This window comes from Streptomyces sp. NPDC058685, from assembly GCF_042714725.1.
Taxonomy (GTDB): Bacteria; Actinomycetota; Actinomycetes; order Streptomycetales; family Streptomycetaceae; genus Streptomyces.
On sequence record NZ_JBHXSL010000034.1, the window covers coordinates 4,439 to 28,243 of the forward strand.

Sequence of the window (23,805 nt, forward strand, 5' to 3'; positions counted from 1 at the left end):
GGCTCGGTCTGGGGTGATTGTGGGTCCCGGGCGCCCGGGGGCGGGTTCCCCGCCAACCTCCCGCGCCCCCGCCCGCTTCCGCCCGGCACCAGTGCTCGACCGGCAGTGTTCGCGCGACGGAGCACATGCTTACCGGGAGCGGCACTAGACCCCGACCTTCTTCATCGAGGTCAGGTGTGCGAAGACGACGACGTTGGCCGAGTAGCCGTTCTTCGCGTTGAAGCGTCCACCGCACGTCATGAGCCTGAGCTCCGGACGAGCCGTGGACCCGTACACCTTCTCGTCCGGGAACTTCTCCTTCGTGTACGTCTTCACCTCGTCGACGGTGAAGACCGCGACGCGCCGGTCGGCCCGGTTGACCTTCACCTTGGCGCCTTTGCGCAGCACGTTGAGGTTGAGGAAGATCGCCGGTCCCGTGCGGGTGTCACGGTGCCCGACGAGCAGGGACGTACCCGGGTCACCGGGCGAGGGACCGTTGCGGTACCAGCCCACCTGCATGGGCTTGTTCAGCGGCGGGGCGCCGAGCCGGCCCTTCTTGTCGAGGCCCAGACCGGTGATCGGGGCCTCGATGAAGATGGTGGGGATGGTGACCTTCACCGGCCGTGAGCCCACCAGAGGTTCCTCGGAGGGCTGTTGGGACGGCGGGTCACCACCGCCCGCGGCGTCATCGGCGCGGACGGCGGTGACCGAGGAATCGTCGGACGAGTCCGAGGAAGCCCATACGATGCCGGTCAGCAGCGCAGAGGTCACGGACAAGGTCATCGTGAGACGGCATGCGCGACTCGGTCCCTGGCGTCGCGGCCGTCGGCTGTGGGCCCTATGCCTCGTTGCGGGCACGACGCCGTGCGGATCGGCCAACCAGGACCAGCGCCGCGACTCCGGCCGCGCCGACGGTCAGGGCGGCGGGCGTGGCGATGCTCGACTCGTCCTCGGTGCCGAGGTTCTCCATGTCCGGGACGCCACCGCCACCGGCCGGAACAGCGCCGGAGGGCTTGCGGTACTCGCCGCCCTTCTCTCCGCTCTCCCCGCTCTCGCCGTCCTCACGGTTCGATCCGTTCGCGCCCGGGCCGATCTCAGCCGGTCGGTTGTTCTCGGAGCGCTGGCATTCGACCTTGAAGGACCGCTGCTTCGGGCCCGCCGGGACGGTCCACACCAACTGGTACGTGCCCTCCGGGAGGAGGTATCTGTCACTGCGCGCCGCCCCGTTGACGAGCGGCAGCGTGCTGGCCAGGGTGTCGCCCGGGGGAGTCGTCGGGGGCTGCGCGGTGATCGTCCACGGCACGGAGGGGTACGACTCGAAGTTGGTGGCGACGAGGTTGAACGCACAGACCTCGACTCCGTCTTGACCACGCGAATGCCAGCCGGCCGAGGAGACGCTGAGGTCACCGCTGTCTCCGGGAAGAGCGTGGGCGGCGGGTGCGCCGATCAGAGTGACTCCAGCGATGGCGACCGTGGCTGCCACCGTGGTGCCCGCACGAACGCCGCCGAGGCGGAGGGAAGCGAAAGGCTGCATGCTGAACTCCTTCGAGCCGGGATGATTGTCATACAGATCAGCCGTCGCCCATGAGATGCCATGAACCTTCGGAAGACGGCGCCAAAACACCACAAAGCTCTTGCAATTACCCGACTGGCCGATAGCGGTGCCGAATGACGCGTGCGCGACCCCAGGTCAGGCCGGTGCTGCCGCGCTCCATCGAGGGCGTCGCCCCTGTCGGGCAGTCGGCGCGTCTCCGGTCGGGCGACACGACGGCGACCGGGTCGCCGGCCGGCAGGCACAGTGCGTACACCAGGGCCTCCGCGACCAGTACGGTCGAAGTCGGGGCTCGGCCGGTCTTGATGATGCTTCTCGGCCACTCGGCGACCACGCGAGCCGCCCACAGGATCCCGCCGTCTCCGCACTCAGGAGAACTCCCACACCCACCCCCGTGATACTAATACCGGTATAAGTATTGGGACGCGCGCCTGGCAGGGAGTCACACATGGTGGAGATCAAAACCGACACGGCACTGGAGTCGATGCGTGAGGCCGGACGTGTTGTCGCCCACGCACTGGAGAGCGCCCGAGCGGCGGCAGCCGTGGGAACTCGCCTGCGGGAGCTCGACGAAGCCGCCCGCGCCGTGCTGACCAAGGCCGGAGCACGGTCGCCGTTCTTGGGCTACCAGCCCTCCTTCGCCCCCGTTCCCTTCCCCGCCGTACTCTGCGCGTCCGTCAACGACGCCGTCTCACACGGCATCCCCGACGACTACCGCCTACGGGACGGCGACCTGGTCAGCCTCGACTGCGGAGCCGAACTCGACGGCTGGACCGGGGACGCCGCGATCAGCTTCACCGTCGGCACCCCCCACCCGGCCGACCTCGAACTCATCGCAGCCACCCAGCAGGCCCTGGACGCCGGCATCGCCGCCGCCACCGTCGGCCACCGGATCGGAGACATCTCCCATGCCATCAGCACGGTCGCCCGCAAGGCCGACTGCGGCATGCCGTCCGACTTCGGCGGCCACGGCATCGGCCGCCAGATGCACGAAGACCCCCACGTCCCCAACCACGGACGGCCCCGCCGCGGCTTCCCCCTGCGCCACGGCCTCACCCTCGCCATCGAGCCCATGCTCATGGCCGGTGGACGCAACGAGTACTACACGGACCGCGACGGATGGACCCTGCGCACGATCGACGGCAGCCGGGCCGCCCACTGCGAACACACCATCGCCATCACCGAGGACGGCCCGCGCATCCTCACCCTGCCCTGACCTCGGGACCGCTCGATCCGGCGGCCAGACGGCGCGGCCACGCACGAGACGCCCCGAGGACGGGGCGAACGGCCGGCGGGCACAGGGGGATTGACCGCGCCGAGCTTGTGCACCCGCCAGATCGGCACGAGACCTCGACGGCGGTCAGCAGCCCGCATCCGGGCCCCCTCGCTGTAGCCTTCAGCAGGCCGCGCCCGGACCCTTCGCCGTAGCCTTCAGCAGGTCCCGCAGGAGGTCGAAGTCGATCTTCTCCGGCTTGCGGAAACGCAGGCAGCCTTTGCCCATGTCGTGGCCCGCCAGGCGTTCGGCAAAGGCCTCGCGGACATCCTCTCGCAGCACGTAGACAGAGATGTACTGCTTCTGGCTCGCAAAGGCGACCTCCCCTTTGCCGTCCCGCTCATAGACAGGCATCCCGTAGGCCATGGCCTCCGTGAACCCCCCGAGCTCTCCACGACACAGCTCACGAAGCCGGGTCAAGGCTTCCCTGCGTTCCTCCGGGACCTCGGCGAGATAGCCGTCCACATCGTCAGCCTGGCTCTGCACCATGCTCCGACCTTACTCGGCACGCGACGGTGATCGGGGCACCGTCGCGTGCCGGGCCGCTCGGTTGATCGCCCTGCGCAGACCTGGAGGAGGTCCTCACTTCCGGCTCCTTCGCCGGCCCGACCGCCGTTCCCCCGGCATGACAGCAAGGTTCGTGAACCGGGAGCGGCCGCCACAGCCGCCGAAAGACCTCCTCCCCGTCCTCCGTTCGTCGGTCCGCGCAGGGACTTTCAGGGGACGCCGCGGCCGCGCCGCTGCGGCGAGGATGACGACGTCCCGGCAGGCAGCGAACAGGAGCGAACTCATGAACATCCCGGACCTCCAGGCGCGGCAGCGTTTCCTCGTCCGGCAGAAGCTGACCCTGATGGGCAACCGGTACGTGGTGACGGTGGCCGAACCGGATGGATCGGAGGGTGAGGTCGTGGCCTTCGCCGAGCAGAAAAGGCTGGCGTTCAGGGAGCGGGTCACGTTCTACACGGATGACTCCAAACGGCAGGTCCTGTTCGCCTTCAAGGCCCGTCAGGTCCTCGACGTGGGAGCCACGTACGACGTGACGGACGCGTCGGACAACGTGATCGGCCATTTCCGCAAGAACTTCGCCGCTTCCCTGCTTCGCTCGACCTGGCATCTGGAGCAGCCGGGCGCGGCCGAATCGGCCGGGAAGGAACGGAACGGATTCATCGCCGTCCTGCGGCGGGTCTGGAACGTCATCCCTTTCACCGACTGGCTGCCCTTCGCCTGGCCGTACCACTTCGACTTCACGGCCGGCGACCGGGACATCATGTCGGTGAACAAGAAGTTCGGGCTCCGGGACAGGTACGTGCTGGACATACCGTCCCCCGACGTCGACCGCCGACTCGCCATGGCCCAGGCTGTAGGCCTGGACGCCCTTCAGTCCCGCTGACGCAAGACCCTGGGTATGGCACGCGGGCGGCTGGACGCGTCGTTGGCGTCGATGTACGGGATCCCAGCCGCGTCGAGCGAGTCGGGGCGGGACTTCAGGGACTGGGTCACGTAGTCCTCCTGGTGAACGGGTTTCGGCCTCATCGCCGTCCGGGGGGCCGCAGTCGCCGGGGCCCACGGCCGGCAGCCGTGACGCGCCACCGCTCTCCGGACCGCGCGGCCCGATCCGGCGACGACGACCGGGCCCTTCGGCAGAATGTAGGGTCGACTCTCGGTCCGACGGGAGGGCAGCGGCGCATGCGCGTGACCATGGCGAGTGATGCGGCGCGGCACGGCCGGACGAACGAGGACTTCACCGGCGCCGTACCGACCGCCGCAGTGCTCATCGACGGCGCCGGCATCCCCGGCAGCGAGTCCGTCTGCCGACACGGCGTGGCCTGGTACGCCTGCCGCCTGGGAGGCAGCCTCCTCGGCCTCCTGTCACACGCGCTCGACCGCAGTCTTTCCGCATTGCTCGCCGAGGCCATCGAGCAGGTGACGGACGATCACCGGGACACCTGTGACGTCACCGATCCCATCAGCCCGTCGGCGACCGTCGCCGTCCTGCGCGTGTCCGGCGGCAGCGTCGAATATCTCGTGCTCGGTGATTCGCTCCTCGTGCTCGACCGGGCCGACGGTGAGCCGCTGGTCGTCACCGATCCCCGGGAGGTGCTCATCAGTCGGTCGTACGAGCCCGCACTCGAAGCCGCCACGGACGGCGACGAGTACCAACGACTCCTCCGGGACCTGCGCTCCCGTCGGAATCAGCCGGGCGGTTTCTGGGTGGCGAAAGACGACCCGCGAGCGGCCGAGCAGGCGATCACCGGAAGCTGTCCGACCTCTGAGCTGACGGGTGCCGTCCTGCTCAGCAATGGGGCCGGCCGCATCGTGGACCGGTTCCGGCTCGCCGACTGGCCGGAAGTGATGGACGCGTTGGCTGCTGGCGGACCCGCCGACATCATCCGTCGCGTCCGGCAGGCGGAGGCGCGCCACTCGGTGGCTGCGGACGATGCGTCGATCGCCTATTGCACGGAGCTCGGCGAGTCCGGTCGCAGGCTCGAAGACGCCTGAAGCAGTCCCAGGTCCGGGGCCACTCCCCCCGTCGGCCGGTCAGTCTCCTCGAGCGCGAGCACCGGATGGCGTGGGAGGGGACGGCCGGCCGATGTTCCCATGTCACCACCACCGACCGGGTGTTCTGGCAAGCTCCGGACAAGGGCGGTGGACGGGACCGTGTCGCTCAGGCCTGCCCACCCCACGTGAGCCGACCTTCCCGCGCGGCACCCGCGCCGACATCTCTCCGGAGTCACCGTGTACAGGTCACGAGAATGGATCCTCGACCGGATCCGCCAGGACCGCCGGAACCACCCCGAATTACCCGTCCATGTACTCGCCGCCCGGAACCGGGTGTCACAGGCCACCGTGGCCGCCGCCCTGTCGTTGCCCCGACCGGGGCGCGTGAAGGAACGGCCGCGCAGCGTGCTGGACCCGGTGAAGACACCGATCGAGCTGATGCTGCTCGAAGAGCAGACCCGCCCTCCGGAGGACCGGTACACCATCAAGGTGATTCTCGAACGGCTGAAGACGGAGCACGGATTCACCTGCGCCTCCTACTCCACCGTGCGCGACCACGTCCGCGCGCGCCGGATCCAACTCGCGCAGGGCAGAACGCTCCAGACGAAGAACTGAGCTCCGTCGCGGTCAGCCCACCCCCGTCCCGTTGTCAGTGGTGGTTCCTATCGTGGTGATCGTCGAGAGTTCACACGTCACCACCACGGGGGATCCATGTCCACGACCGACTTCGTCGTGCCCGCGCACGCGCTTCCCGCGTCCATCACGCACGAGGCGACCCGCCGCCGCCTCACCGGGGCCGGACTGCCGGCGAAGCACAGCCTGATCCGCTTCGCACCACTGGCCGAGTCCCGGGTGGTGTCCGTGCCGGATCTGCTCGCCGAGGGAGCGGACCCGGCGAAGCTCGATCCGTACGTCGCGGAGCTGCTGCTGATCGGACACCTCCGGAGTGAGGAGTACGACGCTCAGGAGGTCGTCCTCGACGGTGCCACCGGCCGGGTCTTCAGCATGTACCTCTTCGAGGACTCGCCCGGCCTGATCGACGTGACCCCTCTCGCCCCTTCCCTCGACGCGCTGGCACGGTTTCTCGATCACGTGGACGACTTCCGGTCGATGAGGGGCAGGTTCGCCGCGCTGGCGGGCCGGACCGGAACCGAAGCGGTGGCGGAGGCATCACGACTGCTGATGTCGGCCTTCACCGACGAGAACTGGGGCCACGAGGGGTGGGGCAATGTGCACCCGCCCTCGGAGTGGGAGCATCCCCTTCCCGCGTTCTGGCGGATCGCTGCTGTCATCCGACCGCTGGCTCTGGTCGCCGGACGGGGCGACGGCCTTCGACTGGACCTGCCCGCGGGGTTGTTGGACGACGAGTTCGGCCCGGCCGAGATGGTGCGCATCGAGCCGTCGGCGCTGCCGGCGGCGCTCGTGCACGAGCCCACCCGACGCTTCCTCACCGAAGTGGGCCTGCCACGCGACGGGATCATGTTCGGTATGGACGGCGATGACACGCGCCTGCCGACGCTGCCGGAGGACCGTGCTTCCTCCCAGCACAACCCTGCCCATCGCCATCTGTGGAACGGCACCGACGAACTCCCGCCCGACGCGGAGCACATGGTCGTCCTCGGTGGCCTGATGCACGACTTCACCGTCCTGATCGACGGGCGCACCGGCGCTCTGCACTACGCGGAGTACGACGCCGACCGCGTGGTCCCGGTCAACGCCGACATATCGACGCTGGCGTTCACCGTGTGGATGCACAGCCGGGAGGGACAACTCGACGAGGAGCACCACTTCACCCACGACTTCTACCACCAGCTGGCCGAGACCATGACCGAGGTCCTCTCGTCGGTGGACCCGGTCGCCTGCCTTCCCGCGACAGACGAGGACGACTACCGCTACTGGCCGGAGGTGTTCCACGACGAGGCGGGGGGCGTGCTCTGAGCCCGGTGGCGCGCACCTCGCTGCCGGTCGGCGGCACCGACCGGAAAGCCTCGTGCGCGACACGACGGTTCAGGCGCACCACGGCCCCCACCGGCTGCGGAAAATCGCTTGCCCCCTCCGCACGGTCCTGGAAAAGTAGTCGGTGCTCTGCGCCTTCGCAGACACCTTCACGGTAAGGAACGAAGCCCATGATTGCGGCGTCCACCAGCGGCCGCCGTCGGCACTGAGCATCTGCTCTCCAGCAGTCTCAGCGTGCCACGCTCACTCCGCGGCGGCCCCACGACGCGGTGCCTCATGCACCGCCGCTCTCCGCTGCCCTTCGCACTCACCCGAGTGCGCCGGGCTCCCCTTGAGACATCGTGAGGTCAACACCCACCATGGACAACCAGGTCCAGAGCTTTGCCGTAGCCAACCTCCGCCGCCGCCCCGTGGTCGTCGAGACCGGAGGCTTCGTCGCGGGCTTCCATCCCGACACCGACAGCCCCTACCTCAACTACGCGACCCCACTGCCCGGCACCGAGCCGACCGAGCGTGACGTCGCCTCGCTGATCGGAGCCTTCCGGGAGCGCGGTCTGCTGCCCCGGTTGGAGTTCGCGCCGCAGGCAGCTCCCCGTGTGGCACCGGCCCTGCGGGCGGCGGGCTTCGACACCGAGGCGGTGCACGAGTACCTCCTGTGCACACCGCAGACGCTGATGACCCCGCGCTCCGCCGACTACCCGCTCGTGGAGACCCCGACCACCGACGAGGAGTACAGCGAGCTCGATGCCGCGCTTGCCGAGGCGTTCGGACATGTCTTCGCCCCCTCCCCGCAGGGGGCGGACCGACTGCGGCGTACCCAGCAGAGCGGCGGTGCGGTCCGTTTCGTCCGTACACCGCAGGACGGCTGCCTCGGCGGGGCATCCTGTTCCCCGCCGGCCGAGCACACCGCCGAACTGGCCGGCGTCGGCACCCGGCCCGGTTACCGCGGCCGTGGCGTCGCCTCGGCCGTGACCGCCGCGCTGGCGGGGGCGATGTTCGCACAGGGAGCCGGATCGGTCTGGCTGGAGTACTCCGGCGACGGCTCCCGCCGTGTCTACGAGCGCGTCGGCTTCCGGCCGCAAGGCACCCGGCTCTACCTCTCGTTGCCGGCGGAACGGCAGCAGTAGCGGCGGTAGCACGCGTGCGGGCGGCCCCGGTCGCCCGCACGCGTGTCCTGTTCTGCGTGGTTCGCAGCAACCGGCGCCCGACTGCGCGACGGCCTCACCGGGGTCCAGGCGGACCGCTGTGCGACGATCGCCACGACGTATATCCGGACCCTGGCGCTCGACAGCTCGGGCGACGAGGCGTCGGCCGGGCAGCGGCCGCCCTCGGCCGGCCGGCGGACCGGATCGCGGCGGTCGAGACGGCGATCGCACGGGCGGCCGACCCGGTCGCGATGTCGCGGGTCAGGCCCGCGCAGGCGAGCCCGCCCCAGGGGGGCGCACCATGAAGACGTCAATCGGGTCCCAGGATTCCGCCACGAATCCGTGGCGCTCGTGGAGTCGACGCGCGGCGCTGCCGTGCAGGACGTTCAGAACCAGGGTCGTGCCCTGCGCGTCGATCCGCGCCGGCACGCTGCGCAGGACAGCGGATCCGACGCCTCGGCCCTGATGGCGCGGAGCCGGGTAGAAGTGCTCCAGCCACTGCCTGCCGTCGGCGAGCCGGACCATGACGCATCCCGCACGATCCGACAGACACGAGTGCCGACGGCGGGGTGTCGGGCGCACGGCTCGGCCCACTCACACCCGTGCCCTTCCGTGCCGCTCATGTCCTTACCACTCTGTGACGTCAGTTTGTCAGCGGTGTTGATGGGGCGTCTGCTCTGCCAGTGTGAGCCGCGGTCGGGAGCCCGTCGCAGACTCAGGTCGGGGCGCCCTGGGGACGGCCGAGAACGCGCGGCGCTACCTGCACCGCCCGAGAGGTGAGGACCATCATGCATCAGCGACACAAAGTGAAACGCAGCCGACGCAACGCCCTGTTGGCGGTCGCCGGGCTGTTGCTGGGCGGCGGAGGGCTGGTGGCGGTGAACGCCATCGCCAACGCCGGGACAGCCACCAGCCGGTCGGAAGCCGTCGCCTGCCCGTCAGTTGCCGAACGGCTCCCGCAGATACCCGGCCGTGCGCGCGGCGAAGTGGACCGCGAACTGGCCCTGTTGAAGCAGCAGACCGAGCGGGCCAACGCAAAGATGTCCGAGGCCGAGAGCGGCCGGGACGAGATGGTGCGCATCGTCCTCCAGCCCCTGGGAGCAGAACGCGCGGCCGCCCTGGAGCGCATCGAGATCGCCATCGAGCGGGCAGGCTCCGAACGTCCCCGTGGACTGCAGAGCCTGGCACTCTGCACGGCCGGCGCTCAGGATGCGAACCGCGTCACGGCGGACGGCGGGAACACGGGCGGCAGTGGGCAGGAGGACGGGAACACGGGCGGCGGCGCGCTACCGGACGACAACGGCCCCGCGGAGGAGGACTTCGTCGACATCACGAGTGTCGCGCCCAACGTCCAACGGGTCGGCAAGGGGCGCAATGCCTCGACGGGAAGCTTCGTGTCACGGTGCGGGGTGAACGAGAAGGGGCGGTTCAACTCGGACAACGTCATCGTGGCTCCGGGCGTCGGCAACGGCGCTCATCACACCCATGACTACGTGGGTGCGCTCGGGGTCGACGCCTTCACGACGAACGAGTCCCTGGCTGCCGGCGGGACCACCTGTACCAACGGAGACCGGTCGACGTACTACTGGCCCGTCCTGCGGGACCGCGACGGCGTCGAGCAGTCCGACGCGGACCGGCCCGGCGGTGGAGCCGAGGGCAACGTCGGAGAGATCCTGACACCGGCGTCCGTCAGCCTCCAGTTCGTCGGAAGCCCCCGCACCAAGGTCACGGCCATGCCCCGGTTCCTTCGCATCATCACCGGAGACGCCAAGGCCAATGCCAACGGCGGAGCCAACGCCAACGCCCGCTGGAGCTGCACCGGATTCGAGTCCCGGGTCGAGCTGAAGGACAAGTACCCGATCTGCCCGCGCGGCAGCAAGGTCGTACGGATCTCGAAGTTCCAGAGCTGCTGGGACGGTGCGAACACCGACAGCGCCAACCACCGGTCCCATGTCGCTTTCGCCGACGCCCGGGGCACCTGCCCGAAGGGCTTCCGCGCGATCCCCCAGCTCGTTCAGCGCGTCACCTACAACGGTCTCGCCGGCAGCACCCGCTTCGCTGTCGACAGCTTCCCCGAGTCGTTCCACAAGCCGATCACCGACCACGGCGACTTCATCAACGCCATGTCCGATCCGTTGATGAGGAAGGCCGTGGCCTGCATCAACACCGGCCGCCGCTGCGGCTGATCAGTCCGTCGGACATCTCGCGCGTCACGACCACCGGTGGTCGTGACGCGCGCTCCGCTCCCCCGGCACCACACAGATCCCGTTCCTTCCGTCGAGGTGGCGCCGGCCGTCATCTCGCCGAGCTCAGTGCTCGCTCCCGCCGTGAGCCGACGGATGGTTGCCGGCGCGCACATGCGCCCGTACGCCTTGCAGACCGAACAGGATGAGGAGCTCGACCGCCCCGCCGTCGGCACTGCCCAGCCAGTGCGGCATGGATGTGTCGAACTCGGCCGCCTCACCCGGGGGCAACGTCAGGTCGCGTTCGCCGAGCACCAGCCGCAGGCGGCCGTTGAGCACATACAGCCATTCGAAGCCCTCGTGCGTCCGCGGGGTCGGTTCGAGGGGCTTCTGGCGGGCGGGGATGATCATCTTGAACGCGTGCACTCCGCCCGGCCGCCTCGACAGCGGCACGAAGATCATCCCGAACCGCTCGATCGGCTTCAGATGGATCCGCGGATCACCCGTACGCGGCGCACCGACGAGGTCGTCCAGCGGAACGTCGTAGGTACGGGCCAGCGGCAGCAGCAGCTCCAGAGTCGCCCGCCGCTGCCCGCTCTCCAGCCGGGACAGGGTGCTCTCCGACACTCCGGTCGTCGCGGCAAGGTCGGCGAGGGTGAGGCCGCGGTCGCGACGCAGCGCACGCAGCCGCGGTCCCACGGCGTCGAGCACCTCTTCTGTTCCATGGTCCACACGGCCATCTTGCCGGAACCGCAAGATTTCGTGCGAGGTCACGGGTCGGCGGCCAAGACTGACGGCATCCGACACAGGGAGTCCCGATGAGCACCACCGATGCAGGCACGTTCTGGGAAGACGTGTACGCCGGCCGGCCGGCAGCCACCGACCCGCGGCCGAACGCCCGACTCACCGAGACGGTCACGGGCCTGACGCCCGGCGACGCGCTGGACCTCGGATGCGGGGACGGCGGCGACGCACTGTGGCTCGCCCGCCAGGGGTGGCACGTCACCGCCGTCGACATCGCGGCCGTGGCGGTCGAGCGCCTCGCCGGTCGTGCCCGGTCACGCGGTCTGGGCGGACGGGTCGTCGCCGAGCGGCACGACCTCCAGGGCTCGTTCCCCCAGGGCGCGTACGACCTGGTCTGCGCCCACTACCTGCAAACCCCCTTCGCCCTGGACAGGGCGACCGTCCTGCGCACAGCCGCGCACGCGCTGCGCGTGGGCGGGCACCTGCTGGTCGTCGATCACGGCTCGGCCGCGCCGTGGTCGTGGAACCAGGATCCCGATGTCCGGTACCCGACTCCGCAGGAGGTCGCCGCGGGGATGGACTTGGCCCCGGAGGCGTGGACGGTCGAACGGGCCGACACACCGCGCCGGATCGCGACCGGACCGAGTGGGCAGACCGCCGAGGTCACCGACCACGTCCTGCTCGTCCGCCGCATTGCCTGACCGGCGCATTCCCCAGCCATCCGAAGGTGACCGTCATGCCCACCGCCTCCCGCCGCAACCGACGCGGCGACACCCCGCCACCCCGGACCGGCAGCACCGAGTTCGAAACCCTGCGCGGCTTCCTCGACTACCTGCGGGCCTCGATCGCCGCGAAGGTCGAGGGTGCGCCGGAACCACAGGTCCGAACAGCCGGAGTGCCGTCGGGCACGAACCTGCTCGGCCTGCTCCATCACCTGACATTCGTCGAGCGCGCGACGTTCCTCGGAGACGACGTCACCGACTGGCCGGGGACGTTCCGGGCCGCGCCTGAGGACGGCGTGGCCGATGTCGTCGCCCGCTACCGGGAGACGGTCGAGCGCGCGAACGACGTGCTCGACGGGTGCACCGACCTCGGCACACCGGTTCCCCGCCCACGGCCGAACGGCCCCGCCCCCAGCGTCCGCTGGGCACTCACCCACATGATCGAGGAGACCGGCCGCCACGCCGGCCACGCGGACATCCTGCGGGAACTGATCGACGGCTCGACGGGACGCTGACGCGAGCGCTTCGGGGGCTCATCGCGGCCCGCGGGTCGGCGAACCGGGGCCGGGTCTATTGCGTGAGGAGATAGCGAGTCAGGCGGGAGCGGGCGGCCGTCGGGCTGATCCCGAGCGCGGTGGCGATCGTGTCGAAGGACAACTCGTCGGCCTGGACCGCGTGGGCGGCCTCCAGACCGACCGCGGCAGTGATGCGCTCCAGAGCGGCCGCTGCCCTCAGCGCGGCCACCGGTGCCTGTTCGGCGAGGGTGGTGAGCTGTTCGTCCAGCCGTTCGATCGCCTCGGCGACCTCGGCGGGCAGCGGCACCGTACGGCGGTCGACGGTGGCGATGTGACCGCTCCAGTCACGGTACGGACCCGACGTGTCCACATCGTTCAGGCCGCCGTCCGGCAACTCGTCCCAGGCGATGGGGTAGTCGGGGCCGCGCCAGCCGCACGCGCACGCGGCTCGCACGGCTGCCGCCCTCGGCCTGTTCGGTTCCCCGTTGTAGGCCCACCACTCGCTGGTCTCGTGCACGGAACCGCTGCCGCTGCCGAAGTCCAGGTAGACGGGCTTGGGTTCATGGCCGTCCGCAAGGACCGCCCCGGTGATGCCCTCGTGGGAATCCCCGAACTCCTCAGTGATCCACCCCATCACACTCTCCCTCTGTCCGGCCGGAGATCATCACCCGACGGCCTGTTGCCAGTTTCGCTCCGGCGACCAACGGTCGCACGCAGAACCGGGCAGGCCACTCCCCTGTACGGATGTACGGATGACACCTCCGCTGACGGCCCGGCCGTTCCATCGGACTGTCATGACATCGCATCCCGGACCGTGAACCACGGTGCACGCTCTACGCGGGAGGGCGGGAGACCACGCTGATGTTGAACGTGTGCGAACCCAGACCGCCCGCGATGCCCATGAAGAGCAGGGCGAAGTGCTCCTGTCCGCGTGCGGTGGTGATGCCGCCGATGTCCAGGTGGGACGACGGGGGCCAGCCGAGGTCGGTGAGCAGCCGCCCGGTGGTGCGTTTGGCTTCGGCGTCGTCACCGGAGAGGAAGACGGTGCTCGGACCGTCCAGCGCCCCCGGGGCGGTCATGACGGTGGAGTCCATGGTGCACAGCGTCTTCACGACGGGGGTCAGGGGGAAGGCTGCCTGAATCTGTTCCGCCAGGCTGCTGTTGGGGTGCGAGAGTTCGGTGAAGTCGTCGGAGAGGCCGACTCCGACATCGATCAGCAGGGTGCCGGCCAGCGCCGGTGCCCCGATGGAGTGCAGCAGTTCCACGGAGACGGTGCCCGGAGTGGCGTTGACGAGTACCTCCGCGTGGGCGGCTGTCTCCTTCAGGCCCGCTACGGGGAGCCCGAGGTCGGTCCGTTCTCCGGGCCGACGTGAGCCGAGGAGCACGTCGTGCCCTGCGGCCGTCCAGCCGTGGGCCAGTGCTCGGGCGACGTTGCCGGTGCCAAGTAGTCCTAAGCGCATGGTGGGACGCTAACGGGTGTCGCGGTGCGGCAAATCGGGCTGGAGGCCCAGGTGCACCGGCACCAAGGACCTAGGGCCTTTCGTTTGGATCCTGCCGGGTTCGCGCGCCCTGGCACACACGCTCGCTGCGTTGTCGTCGGTCGCCGACGCTCCCGGCCGAGAGGGCGGTGCTTCCGCCGCCGTCCCTGTGCGCCACGTCTCATCCGAGGGTTGTCACACCGGATACGCGGCCGGTGTCTCCATGCCGAGTCCACAAGACAAGGGAGACACGATGAACGGGAACGTCGAGGTGGTCGTGGTCGGCGGCGGGTACGGAGGCGTGACGGCGGCCAACAGCCTGTCCCGGCACGATGGTGTGTCGGTGACGCTGGTCAATCCGCGTCCCGACTTCGTCGAGCGGATCCGCCTGCACCAGCGCGTGGCCGGCTCCGACGACGCGGTCGTGGGCTTCGATGAGGTTCTGGGCGGCAACGTCCACGTGGTGGTCGACTCCGCGACCCGGATCGACGCTGCCGAGCGCACCGTGTCGCTGGCGGGCGGTGGGACGCTCTCCTACGACTACCTCGTCTACGCGGTGGGCAGCGGCGCCTTCGACCCCGGCGTGCCCGGAGCGGGGGAGTTCGCTCATCGGGTGTCGGACCTCGAAGGGGCGGACCGGCTGCGGTCGGCGCTGGCCGCGACGCCCGCGTCGGATCCGGTGACCGTGGTCGGGTCCGGCCCGACCGGCCTGGAGACCGCCGCCGAGCTGGCGGAAGCGGGCCGCAGGGTCACCCTGGTCTGCGGCGACGTGCTCGGCCCCTCTCTGCATGCCCGGGTCCGCCGCCCGGTCGCCCGTCGGCTCACCAGGCTGGGTGTGACCGTCGTCGAAGGCCCCCGTGCGCGGGTGCGGGAAGTGACCCGAGACGGCGTCCGGCTCCACGACGGTCGCGAGCTGCCCAGCGCGGTGACGATCTGGACCGCGGGATTCCGCGTCCCGGACCTGGCCGCGCGCAGCGGGCTGCGCACCGACACCGAGGGCCGTCTCGTCACCGACACGACGCTGACCAGCGTGGACGACGTGCGCATCGTCGCCACCGGGGATGCGGCGGGTATGACGGACCGGCCGTTCCGGATGAGCTGCCAGGCAGCCGTGCAGCTGGGCCCGGCCGCGGCCGCCACGATCCTGCGCCGGATTGCGGGGAGAACGCCCGCTCCCGTCCGGATGTTCTTCGCGGGGCAGTGCCTCAGTCTCGGCCGGAACGAGGGCGTCACCCAGTTCTCCTATCCGAACGACAGGGTGAACGCGCTCCACATCAGCGGGCGGCCCGGTGCCGGGGTCAAGGAGATCGCCTGCCGGTTCACCCTCAACACATTGGTCTCCGGTGCGCGCAGGGCCGGTTCCCGCGCACCCCGGGGTGGCGGGGCCGACCACCGGGATACGCCTCGGCCGGAACAGCGCACCACGCCGTCCAGCACCTGACCCCGGCACGCAGCCCATCCGCCACGTCGCCTCCTTCGGCCGGACCGCCCCGTCCTTGCCGAAGGAGGAGCCGGACGGCGTGACAAGCACGAACACCGCGGCCTCGTACGACGTGGCCGAGGCGTCCCGCCCACCGGCCCACCCACCCCACGTAGCCTGTTCAGTGGGGAGGGTGCTGCCGACGACCCCGCCTTCGGACAGGCTGTTCTCCACGGCCTGCTTCCGGCACGCGGGGCCGACCCTCGGAGAGTGAAGCGCACGTCATGAACGACCACACCGCCGACCCCGCGACGGAGGCCTTCGTCGCCCACCGAGACCTCCTGTTCACCGTCGCCTACGAGATGCTCGGATCGGCGGCCGACGCCGAGGACGTCCTCCAGGAAGCCTGGCTGCGGTGGGTCGAGGTCGACCAGGCGCAGGTGCGGGACCAGCGCGCCTTCCTGGTACGGATCACGACCCGGCAGGCACTCAACCGGCTGCGCACCCTCAAGCGGCGCAGAGAGGCCTACGTCGGCCCCTGGCTGCCCGAGCCCCTGCTCACCGCGCCGGACGTGGCCGAGGACGTCGAACTGGCCGAGAACCTGTCACTGGCGCTCATGTTCATCCTCGAGACCCTCTCGCCGACCGAACGCGCCGTCTTCGTGCTGCGCGAGGTCTTCGACTTCGGCTACGACGAGATCGCGGCCGCGATCGACAAGAGCACCGCCGCCGCACGCCAGATCGCGCACCGCGCCCGCCGGCACGTCGACGCGCGCCGGCCGCGGACACCGGCTTCCCCGGAGGAAGCCCGGGCGGCGTTGGAATCGTTCCAGTCCGCGCTCGTGACCGGAGACCTTCAGGGACTGCTCGACGTGCTCGCGCCGGACGTCGTCTTCGTCAGCGACGGCGGTGGCCTGAGGCTGGCAGCCCTGCGGCCGGTCGTCGGCCCCGACAAGGTGATCCGCTACATGGCCGGCAGTGTCGACAAGGCGGGCGGCGTCCTCACCGGTGAGTCCACCACGGTCAACGGCAACCCCGGACTCGTCCTGCGCCTCGACGGCGTGATCGACGGGGTGCTCGCGTTCCGCGTGGAGAACGCTCGCGTCACCGGCCTCTACTACGTCCGCAATCCGGAGAAACTGAGCCGCGTCGAGTCCGAAACCTCCGTCGCCTCGCGGTGACCGTCCCCCGGCCCGGATGACCGTGGTCGCCCCGGGGCGCACCTCCAGGAGAGGCGCACCCCCGTGCACGCCGGCGCTGTGGCTGTGGCTGTGGCCGTCTCTGTCGCTGTCGCTGTCGCTGTCGCTGTCGCTGTCGCTGTCGCCAGGATCTGCCTGCTGTCACACCGGCGGCCGGTCCTGCGGCCGCCGCAAAGGATCGATCACAGCCCCCGGGTTGAGGATGCCCGCCGGGTCGAGCGTCGCCTTGCCGGCCCGCAGGGCGGCGGCGAACAGGTCGGGACGTTGCCGGTCGTACCACGGCCGGTGGTCGCGGCCCACCGCGTGGTGATGCGTGATGGTGCCTCCGGAGGTGATCAGTGCCTCGGAGACCGCTGCCTTGATCTCGTCCCACTGTTCCACCGTCCTGCCCCACTCTCCGGTGGCGTAGATCCCGAAGTACGGTGCGGGGCCGTCGGGGTAGACGTGCGTGAACCGGCATGTCACCACACCGGTGGCGCCGACCTTGCGCATGGCGTCCCGGGCCGCGTCGTCGACGGCCGCGCGCAGGCTGTCGAACCGGTCCCAGGTGCAGGCGGTCTCGAAGGTCTCCACGATCATGCTCTGCGCGGCGAGGGCGTCACGCTGATACGGCATCCGCAGGAACGAGGACCGCCACGTGTCGGCCGCTCCGCTGTGCGCGGACCGGTGGGCGTTGTCGGTGTAGCGGGCGGGCTCGGGCAGGGTGCCACCGTGATCGCGGCAGAGTTCCAGGGCGCGTTCCATCCAGGGGGTGACGGGATGATCCGCGGATTCGAAGCCGAGCACCAGGACAGCCGTCGGGGTGCCGGCGTTGATGAATGCCTCCACGGGGTCCAGGAGGCGGCAGTTGGACGGATGCAGGCCGGACTGGGACAGCGCGCGCACGGCGCTCACACCGGCGTCGTGGTCCCTGAAGCCGACCGATGCGCCTGCCCTCCACCGGGGGCGGTCCTGGAGGCGGACCCATGCCTGGGTGATGACGCCGAGGGACCCCTCGGAGCCGAGGAACATCCGGTCGGGGGAAGGACCCGCACCCGAGGCGGGAAGGCGGCGGGATTCGACGACACCCGCGGGGGTGACGACCCGGAGGGACTCGGTGAGGTCGTCGATGTGCGTGAGGGCCGTCGCGAAGTGGCCCCCGGCGCGAGTGGCCAGCCAGCCGCCGAGGGTGGAGAACTCGAAGGACTGGGGGAAGAACCGGAGCGTGTAGCCGTGCGGCCTCAGTTGGTCCTCGAGGTCCGGGCCGAGGACGCCGGCCTGGACGAGCGCGGCCCTGCTGGTCCGGTCGACTTCGAGGACGCGGTTCATCCTGGTGAGGTCCAGGCTGACCGCTCCCGTGTAGTCGCCGCCGACGCGCGGCTCGACACCTCCCACGACCGAGGATCCGCCGCCGAAGGGGACGACGGCGATGCCGGCGTCGCTGCACCAGTCGAGCACCTGGACGACCTCGTCCTCCGAGGTGGGGCGTACGACGAGGTCCGGCACATGCGGCAGCTTCCCCAGCAGCGCCCGGGCCACGTCGCGGAATGCCTGACCATGGCTGTGTGCCAACCGGTCGCGTACACCCTCGGAGACGATCGACGCCAGAGCCTGCGGCGGCCGGACTCGGCTCGCGCCCACGCCGAACGACTCGATCGGCGGCGCCGCGTGCTCCGTCAGGTCCGCTCCCGGCAGCAGATCCGCAACCCTTCGGGTGAGCGCGTCACGCTCCGGGCCGACCACCGCGTCCTCGACATTGCCCCATCCCCACCACGAACGCGTCCTGCCCTGCATCGCCCGACACCACCGATCTGAATGATGGGTAAGTTACCGAGCGGTCAGATTGGCATAGGATGCCGCCATGAGCAAGCAGGACAAGATCCAGCGCGGTGTGGGCACCAAGGGCATGCCCCGCAGGGACCGGGAGCAGCTGATCCTGGACGCGGCGGCGGAGGAGTTCGGCACCAAGGGCTATGCGCGCGGGTCGACGGCGGACATCGCGCTGCGGGCGGGGATCACGAAGCCCATGATCTACGAGTACTTCGGGTCCAAGGACGGTCTCTATCTCGCTTGCCTGGACCGCGCGGGCACCCGCCTCGCCGCGGCGATCGAATCGGCGCAGGACGGGTCACCGGACATCGCACGAGCCGCGCGCACCATGGAGGCCGTGTTCCGGGCGCTCGAGTCCCGTCTGCACGACTGGGAACTCGTCTACGACTCCACCGTGGCCGCCAACAGCGACCTCCATGCCCGGGCGACCGAGTACCGGCGCGCGTTCAATCGCATGGGAGCCGTCGGCGTGGCGGAAGTGCTCAGCGCCTCACCGGCCACCGAGCCGCTCGATGCCGACCTCGTCACGCACCTCTGGTACGGCACGGTGAGCTCTGCGGTCGGATGGTGGCGCCACCATCCCGAGCAGACCGCCGACGAGATGACCGCACGATTCCAGCGGGTCCTGGCGGCCCTGTTCCCTCACGACCGATCGAGCCCCGAGCGATCTTGACGACGCCACCGCTGCGGTTCTTCGGCCATCTGTGCGCGATGCAGCGCGAGCCGCGCCGTCTCACGACACAATGACCGTATGACGCGTCTTCCGTCCCGTGCAGCGCGAGGTTCCACCTTCTCCCTGTGGTCGCAGGACTCCTTCCTTTCGATCGGCTCCGTCGGCTCCGTGCTGTCCATCGGCTCGGTCGGCAGCGCGCTGTCCATCGGGTCCATCGGCTCCTCGCTGTCGATCGGCTCGATCGGGTCCGGCATGTCGGTGCTGTCGTTCGGTTCTCTGCAGAGCGTCGGGAGCGCGCTGTCCGTCCAGACGCGGTGGTCCCTGATGGCCGCCGGCTCATATCGTCCGTTCGCCTCGCCCGGCACGCTCACCGCGGTCGGCGTGGGCGCCCTCGCCGTGGCGGGTGCGCTCGCCCTGCGCACCCGCGGCGCCAGGCGGTAGGAGAGCCGGACCGAGCACGACCCGGAGGCCGGCGGAGACAGCCGCTCATTCCCACCGGACATCGGGCAGGACTCATGTGTCAGTGCCGGATGAAAGATTCGGTTCCATGACCAACTCTGCCGCCATCAGGGCCTATTGGGATACCGCCGCCCCCGCGTTCGACGACGAGCCGGACCACGGCCTGCGCCAGGAGAAGACCCGCGAGGCGTGGTCGACGTGCCTTGCCTCCTGGCTGCCGACCGGCCCGGCGGACGTACTGGACGTGGGCTGCGGCACCGGGTCGCTGTCGCTGCTGCTGGCCGAAGCCGGACACCGGGTCACCGGCGTCGACCTCGCACCGCGCATGGCCGAACAGGCCCGGGCCAAGCTCCTCGCCGCAGGTCTGGAGGGCCACTTCCTGGTGGGCGATGCCGCCGCTCCGCCCACCGGCGACGAGACCTTCGACGTCGTGCTCGCCCGGCATCTGGTGTGGACCCTGCCCGACCCGCCGGCCGCCTTGCGCGACTGGGTTGCCCTGCTCCGGCCCGGCGGCACTCTCGTTCTGATCGAGGGACGTTGGCGAGAAGCCGGACAGAGCGGAGTTCCGTACGTGGCCGGCGCCGAAACCCTGCCGTGGCATCGCGGCATCAGCGCCCGCGACCTCGCTGCCACCGTCAGTCCCTTCGTCACCGGCCTGCGCGTCGAAGACCCCAGCGGCAAGGCCGACCTGTGGGGCGGCCCGGTTACCGACGAACGCTACGCCCTGATCGCCAGGCGTTGACGCTCGCGGACGGCAAGGCATCCGCGCCCTGGACCAACCGATCACCGGCCGGTCCAGGGCTCGGCAGTTCGCGTCAGCCGGCCCGACGCTCCCTGACTCCGCTGGCCTCGAAGTCATAGACCGTCTGGTTGATGCGGAGGCCGTCGACGGCCCCGATCCACATGTTGTCGCGGCCCTTGCCCACCGCGGCCGTGTGGATGGTCGCTCCGACGCCACCGTCGTTGAGCGAGGTCTTCACTTCCTCCAACGTGCATTCGGCAGCAGGGTTGCAGGCCGTCTCGTTGCCCGTGAGGTACCAGTATCCGGTCGAGGTGGCATCGAGGAAGGGACTCCAGCCGTTCGTCACGGGGGAGGCATCCGGCACCCACACGAGCGTGGAGTAGTTGTCGCTCGGGAGCGCGGTCAGGTTCGGATCGATCTCGAACCGGATGTTCGGCAGGTTCTCGGTGCCGCCGTACGTGATGTTCTCCCCGGTCTGGAAGACGTGGAACCCGACCCTCCGGAGGCCCTGCACCGGGTCGCCGAAGAAGTCGACCTCATTGCCGAAGTCGACCTTCTCGCTGGAGGGGCTCAGCGAGGTGGATCCGTCCGCCACGGCGATACCGAGGCTGCCCCGGCCGTAGGGCGGCCTGGCGGCGGTGCCCGTCACGCCGAACGAGCCGTACGGGCCGTTCCGCAGATCGGCGACGGGAGAGCCGATCGTGTTACGGGTGATCACGCCCCAGTGGTCCGGGCGCGCTTCGTTCCCGTCGTTTCCGTCAGCGGCGGTCGACATCGATGCGGAGAGTGTCGAGGCGACGATCGCGGCCGCTGCCGCAATGATGAGCGCCTTCCCCCGGGTCATGCCAAAGCGAGTGCTCACACTCATTCCTTCCACGTAGCGAAGGGCACCGTGCGTACGCGGGTGCCCGGCCGAAGCGACGCACCCGAACATCACATGACTCTCGGTGACGGCGCACTCACCATATGGGGGCACAATCGGGCATCTCGCAACGGCTGACCCAGAACGGCCATTACTCTCCGTGCCGCATGCGCGGCCTCTGCGCGGCGCTGCGAGACGGGAGCGGAGCCGGGTCAGACGGACAGCTCCCGCCTCGCCGTCTGTGGCACCGATGCCCTTTCGCCTTCGGACCGCCCGGTCATGTCGGCGACTCCCTCCCGTGCCGGGTTGCCACCCCACCTCTCATCAGGAGGCACTTCCTCGCCCTTCATCAGGAAGGAGTCGGCCGCCAGGTGGGCCCTGTCGCCCACGGTGGTGCCGTAGTGGACGAAAGCACCGACACCGAGGGTCACTCCGGCGCCGAGTGTCGCGTGGTCCGATTTGAAGGCGCCGTCCTCCTGGGAGTGGCATTGGATGACGGTTCCGGCGTTGAGGGTGCACCGGTCGCCGATGGTGACGAGGGCTCGTTCGATCAGTGAGCAGCCGTCGTCGAAGACCTGGCGGCCGATCCGGACGCCGAGCAGCCGCCAGACGATGTTCTTGAACGGCGTGCCGTTGAAGAGCTGCATGTACCGGTGAGTGGTCAGCTTCCAGAAGCGTTCGTGGCGCCAGAAGGACAGATCGTAGATCGAGCAGTACAGCGGTTTCAGCGGGCGCACGCGGGTGACGGTCCGTTCCACCAGCGAGTAGAACAGGACGGTGAACACCAGGGTGAGCAGGCTTGCGGCGGCGATCGGCGCCGCGCCGTGGACGTGGTACAGGTCGACGGCGGCCATCGCGATGAGGGCGACCACGTAGAAGTGGAACCATCGCATCAGCAGGTACAGGCTCGCGGTGAGTGCGTTGTGCCTGTTCTTGGCCGAGAGACGGCGTCGCAGTTCGTCGCCCGTCTCCAGATCGTTGAACCGGTTGTCGCGCATCACCGTGCGCGGGATCTCGAAGCTGGGCGAGCCCAGCAGCCCCACGCCCTCACGGACCGGCCCGTCGATCGGCACCATCACCTTGGTCGCGAGCAGGCAGTTGTCGCCGGCGCGGCCGCGTGAGGGATAGGCGACGTTGTTGCCGAGGAAGCTGCTCGCGCCGATCGATGTCGGGGAGAAGCGGAAGGACGTGCTGGAGAAGTCGGCGTTGATGACCGACAGGCCGTCGGCGACCATCGTCCCGCTGCCGACCTGACTCATGTAAGGGCTGTCGTGCTTGACCAGGGAGCCGAAGTTCGAGCCGGTCTGCTCGACCCGGCACAGGTCGTACCCCAGGCAGCGCAGGTAGTGGACGATGGCGGAGCTGTCTCCGAACAGCAGGACGAAGAACCTGATGTTGGTCAACCTCGTCATGGCTCGCTGGAGACCGTGGTGGAAGCCGTACAGGGGGTAGATCCTGCCCGGCTTGATCACCGGGCGCAGCGTCCGCGGCACCGCGTTCACGGCTACGAGGCCCGCCAGCAGGCCACCGAAGAAGGCCACCAGGGACGCGAGCAGTGCGTCGATGTAGAACCCGGGGCTCGTGAAGGCCGGTTCGGGGTTCAGCAGCGCGTCCAGCTGCGGCAGTGCGGAGAACACGAGGCTCAGACCGCCCAGCGAGAGCGGTAGATAGACGCCCAGCAGCAGCAGGAGTTGGGCCGCGGTGTAGAGGGTCTTGCGCAGTCCGCCGCACGGAGCGGGCTCGACAGCGCGGAAGTCGGTGGTGGTGGGTTCGGCGGGGGAACCGTGCCACGCCTCCCCCGCGGGTACGCTCTGGCCGCTGTGGAGCGAGGAGACATGGCCCAGTTGAGCACTGTCGCCCATCGCGGTGTCGATGTCGAGAACGGTCTGCTCACTCACCGTCACGTTCCGTCCGAGCGTGACAGGACCCGTCTCGATCACCCCGTCGTGCGCCCGGTAGCCGGAGAAGAACACGTCCTTCCGGATGACGGTGCCTTCCCCGACCGTGAGCATGTCGGTGCACACGGGCACGTTGCGCGAGAAGATCGCGACGTTGCGGCCGATCTTCGCCCCCATGGCCCTGAGGTACAGCACGTACAGGGGTGTCCCGACGAACAGGCGCATCGGACTGGTGCGGATCAGCGTTTTCACACACCAGAAGCGCACATAACCAAGGCTCCAGACCGGAATCCGGCGGGGCCGAAAGCGGCCGACGAGCAGCCACTTGCCGACCACGGAGAGGGCACAGGCGCCCACAAAGGCCGCGGTGACGAACAGCGTCGCCCGCAGGTAGAGGGCTAGCACCCCGGAGCCGTCCTGGATCCACTCGTAACCCCGCACCGCGACGAGGGCGGCGAGGAAGGACACTCCGAGGAAGAAGAGGAGTTGCAATGTCCCGCACAGGATGTACTGCCCCGTACGGACTCTCGATGACATGACGGCGTCCGGCGCGTCGGTGATTGCCGGAGAGGGTTCGGCGGCCATCACTCCCCCGGCTTGCGCAGCGACGTCGACCGGGGCCGGTTCGCTCGCCGGCGCATCGAGCCCGGCGGCCAGGCCCGTGACCGTGGGGGTGCGGTAGATGTCCTTCATCGAA

25 protein-coding genes are annotated in these 23,805 nt (G+C 69.7%); 14 read left to right on the forward strand and 11 right to left on the reverse strand.

All coding sequences use genetic code 11. From position 1 onward, the window contains the following. Nucleotides 1–144: 144 nt before the first annotated feature. Complete coding sequence (locus ACFWU3_RS24540) at nt 145–762, reverse strand: class F sortase (protein ID WP_384441442.1); 618 nt, start codon at nt 760–762, stop codon at nt 145–147. Between the two features lie 55 nt (nt 763–817). After that, nucleotides 818–1,513, reverse strand: coding sequence for a hypothetical protein (locus ACFWU3_RS24545; protein WP_384441444.1), 696 nt, complete (start codon nt 1,511–1,513; stop codon nt 818–820). A 466-nt stretch (nt 1,514–1,979) separates the two neighbouring features. Here ACFWU3_RS24545 and map point away from each other — a divergent pair, with 466 nt between their 5' ends. Next, a complete protein-coding gene (gene map / locus ACFWU3_RS24550; protein WP_384441447.1) occupies nt 1,980–2,747 on the forward strand; it encodes a type I methionyl aminopeptidase in 768 nt (255 codons plus the stop codon). Between the two features lie 180 nt (nt 2,748–2,927). Here map and ACFWU3_RS24555 read toward each other — a convergent pair whose 3' ends face one another. Further along, a complete protein-coding gene (locus ACFWU3_RS24555) occupies nt 2,928–3,293 on the reverse strand; it encodes an iron chaperone (RefSeq protein WP_384441450.1) in 366 nt (121 codons plus the stop codon). 301 nt (nt 3,294–3,594) lie between these two features. On the opposite strand from ACFWU3_RS24555, the gene ACFWU3_RS24560 reads away from it, so the two are divergent. After that, nucleotides 3,595–4,194: a hypothetical protein gene (locus tag ACFWU3_RS24560; protein WP_384441453.1), complete on the forward strand. Its 600-nt coding sequence runs from the start codon at nt 3,595–3,597 to the stop codon at nt 4,192–4,194. On the opposite strand, the gene ACFWU3_RS24565 is transcribed toward ACFWU3_RS24560, so the two are convergent. Further along, the gene (locus ACFWU3_RS24565; RefSeq protein WP_384441456.1) at nt 4,182–4,304 is read right to left on the reverse strand and encodes a hypothetical protein; all 123 of its coding nucleotides are present in this window, start codon (nt 4,302–4,304) and stop codon (nt 4,182–4,184) included. The two genes, ACFWU3_RS24560 and ACFWU3_RS24565, sit on opposite strands and share 13 nt — an antisense overlap. Nucleotides 4,305–4,502: 198 nt before the next feature. Here ACFWU3_RS24565 and ACFWU3_RS24570 point away from each other — a divergent pair, with 198 nt between their 5' ends. The 4 genes from ACFWU3_RS24570 (at nt 4,503) to ACFWU3_RS24585 (ending at nt 8,386) form a co-directional block, all read left to right on the forward strand. Continuing rightward, the gene (locus ACFWU3_RS24570; protein WP_384441637.1) at nt 4,503–5,303 is read left to right on the forward strand and encodes a protein phosphatase 2C domain-containing protein; all 801 of its coding nucleotides are present in this window, start codon (nt 4,503–4,505) and stop codon (nt 5,301–5,303) included. A gap of 237 nt (nt 5,304–5,540) precedes the next feature. Next, on the forward strand, nt 5,541–5,918 hold the full coding sequence (locus tag ACFWU3_RS24575; protein ID WP_384441459.1) for a hypothetical protein: 378 nt from the start codon (nt 5,541–5,543) through the stop codon (nt 5,916–5,918). Nucleotides 5,919–6,014: 96 nt separating this feature from the next. Beyond that, nucleotides 6,015–7,241, forward strand: a complete 1,227-nt coding sequence (locus tag ACFWU3_RS24580) for an SUKH-4 family immunity protein (protein WP_384441462.1) — start codon at nt 6,015–6,017, stop codon at nt 7,239–7,241. Nucleotides 7,242–7,618: 377 nt separating this feature from the next. After that, on the forward strand, nt 7,619–8,386 hold the full coding sequence (locus tag ACFWU3_RS24585; protein WP_384441465.1) for a GNAT family N-acetyltransferase: 768 nt from the start codon (nt 7,619–7,621) through the stop codon (nt 8,384–8,386). 279 nt (nt 8,387–8,665) lie between these two features. Here ACFWU3_RS24585 and ACFWU3_RS24590 read toward each other — a convergent pair whose 3' ends face one another. Continuing rightward, entirely contained in the window at nt 8,666–8,929 is a 264-nt protein-coding gene (locus ACFWU3_RS24590; RefSeq protein WP_384441468.1) for a GNAT family N-acetyltransferase, read from the reverse strand. 281 nt (nt 8,930–9,210) lie between these two features. Here ACFWU3_RS24590 and ACFWU3_RS24595 point away from each other — a divergent pair, with 281 nt between their 5' ends. After that, nucleotides 9,211–10,590: a DUF1996 domain-containing protein gene (locus ACFWU3_RS24595; protein WP_384441471.1), complete on the forward strand. Its 1,380-nt coding sequence runs from the start codon at nt 9,211–9,213 to the stop codon at nt 10,588–10,590. A 123-nt stretch (nt 10,591–10,713) separates the two neighbouring features. Here the strand turns inward: ACFWU3_RS24595 and ACFWU3_RS24600 are convergent, their stop codons facing one another. After that, nucleotides 10,714–11,319 carry a helix-turn-helix domain-containing protein gene (locus ACFWU3_RS24600; RefSeq protein ID WP_384441474.1) on the reverse strand — a complete coding sequence of 202 codons (606 nt, stop codon included), beginning with the start codon at nt 11,317–11,319 and terminating at the stop codon, nt 10,714–10,716. 86 nt (nt 11,320–11,405) lie between these two features. On the opposite strand from ACFWU3_RS24600, the gene ACFWU3_RS24605 reads away from it, so the two are divergent. Then, entirely contained in the window at nt 11,406–12,032 is a 627-nt protein-coding gene (locus tag ACFWU3_RS24605) for a class I SAM-dependent methyltransferase (RefSeq protein WP_384441477.1), read from the forward strand. Nucleotides 12,033–12,067: 35 nt separating this feature from the next. Next, nucleotides 12,068–12,568 (forward strand): DinB family protein, encoded by a 501-nt coding sequence (locus ACFWU3_RS24610; RefSeq protein WP_384441480.1) that lies wholly within the window; start codon nt 12,068–12,070, stop codon nt 12,566–12,568. A 55-nt stretch (nt 12,569–12,623) separates the two neighbouring features. On the opposite strand, the gene ACFWU3_RS24615 is transcribed toward ACFWU3_RS24610, so the two are convergent. Both ACFWU3_RS24615 and ACFWU3_RS24620 read right to left on the reverse strand, forming a co-directional pair. Further along, entirely contained in the window at nt 12,624–13,202 is a 579-nt protein-coding gene (locus tag ACFWU3_RS24615) for a hypothetical protein (protein WP_384441483.1), read from the reverse strand. A 199-nt stretch (nt 13,203–13,401) separates the two neighbouring features. Next, nucleotides 13,402–14,028, reverse strand: coding sequence for an NADPH-dependent F420 reductase (locus ACFWU3_RS24620; protein ID WP_384441486.1), 627 nt, complete (start codon nt 14,026–14,028; stop codon nt 13,402–13,404). Between the two features lie 271 nt (nt 14,029–14,299). Between ACFWU3_RS24620 and ACFWU3_RS24625 the strand changes: the two genes are divergently transcribed. Beyond that, entirely contained in the window at nt 14,300–15,487 is a 1,188-nt protein-coding gene (locus ACFWU3_RS24625; protein ID WP_384441488.1) for an NAD(P)/FAD-dependent oxidoreductase, read from the forward strand. Nucleotides 15,488–15,750: 263 nt separating this feature from the next. Continuing rightward, the gene (locus tag ACFWU3_RS24630) at nt 15,751–16,647 is read left to right on the forward strand and encodes an RNA polymerase sigma-70 factor (protein WP_384441491.1); all 897 of its coding nucleotides are present in this window, start codon (nt 15,751–15,753) and stop codon (nt 16,645–16,647) included. A gap of 159 nt (nt 16,648–16,806) precedes the next feature. Here ACFWU3_RS24630 and ACFWU3_RS24635 read toward each other — a convergent pair whose 3' ends face one another. Beyond that, nucleotides 16,807–18,438 carry an FAD-binding oxidoreductase gene (locus ACFWU3_RS24635; protein ID WP_384441494.1) on the reverse strand — a complete coding sequence of 544 codons (1,632 nt, stop codon included), beginning with the start codon at nt 18,436–18,438 and terminating at the stop codon, nt 16,807–16,809. Between the two features lie 67 nt (nt 18,439–18,505). On the opposite strand from ACFWU3_RS24635, the gene ACFWU3_RS24640 reads away from it, so the two are divergent. From ACFWU3_RS24640 to ACFWU3_RS24650, 3 genes are all read left to right on the forward strand, one after another. Beyond that, a complete protein-coding gene (locus ACFWU3_RS24640) occupies nt 18,506–19,147 on the forward strand; it encodes a TetR/AcrR family transcriptional regulator (protein WP_384441497.1) in 642 nt (213 codons plus the stop codon). A gap of 78 nt (nt 19,148–19,225) precedes the next feature. Further along, nucleotides 19,226–19,588: a hypothetical protein gene (locus tag ACFWU3_RS24645; RefSeq protein ID WP_384441500.1), complete on the forward strand. Its 363-nt coding sequence runs from the start codon at nt 19,226–19,228 to the stop codon at nt 19,586–19,588. Nucleotides 19,589–19,694: 106 nt separating this feature from the next. Continuing rightward, the gene (locus tag ACFWU3_RS24650; protein WP_384441503.1) at nt 19,695–20,348 is read left to right on the forward strand and encodes a class I SAM-dependent methyltransferase; all 654 of its coding nucleotides are present in this window, start codon (nt 19,695–19,697) and stop codon (nt 20,346–20,348) included. 73 nt (nt 20,349–20,421) lie between these two features. Here the strand turns inward: ACFWU3_RS24650 and ACFWU3_RS24655 are convergent, their stop codons facing one another. Together ACFWU3_RS24655 and ACFWU3_RS24660 are read right to left on the reverse strand one after the other, a co-directional pair. Beyond that, nucleotides 20,422–21,210, reverse strand: coding sequence for a hypothetical protein (locus tag ACFWU3_RS24655; protein WP_384441506.1), 789 nt, complete (start codon nt 21,208–21,210; stop codon nt 20,422–20,424). A 212-nt stretch (nt 21,211–21,422) separates the two neighbouring features. After that, a partial coding sequence (locus ACFWU3_RS24660; protein ID WP_384441509.1) for a Pls/PosA family non-ribosomal peptide synthetase occupies nt 21,423–23,805 on the reverse strand: 2,383 nt, incomplete at its 5' end.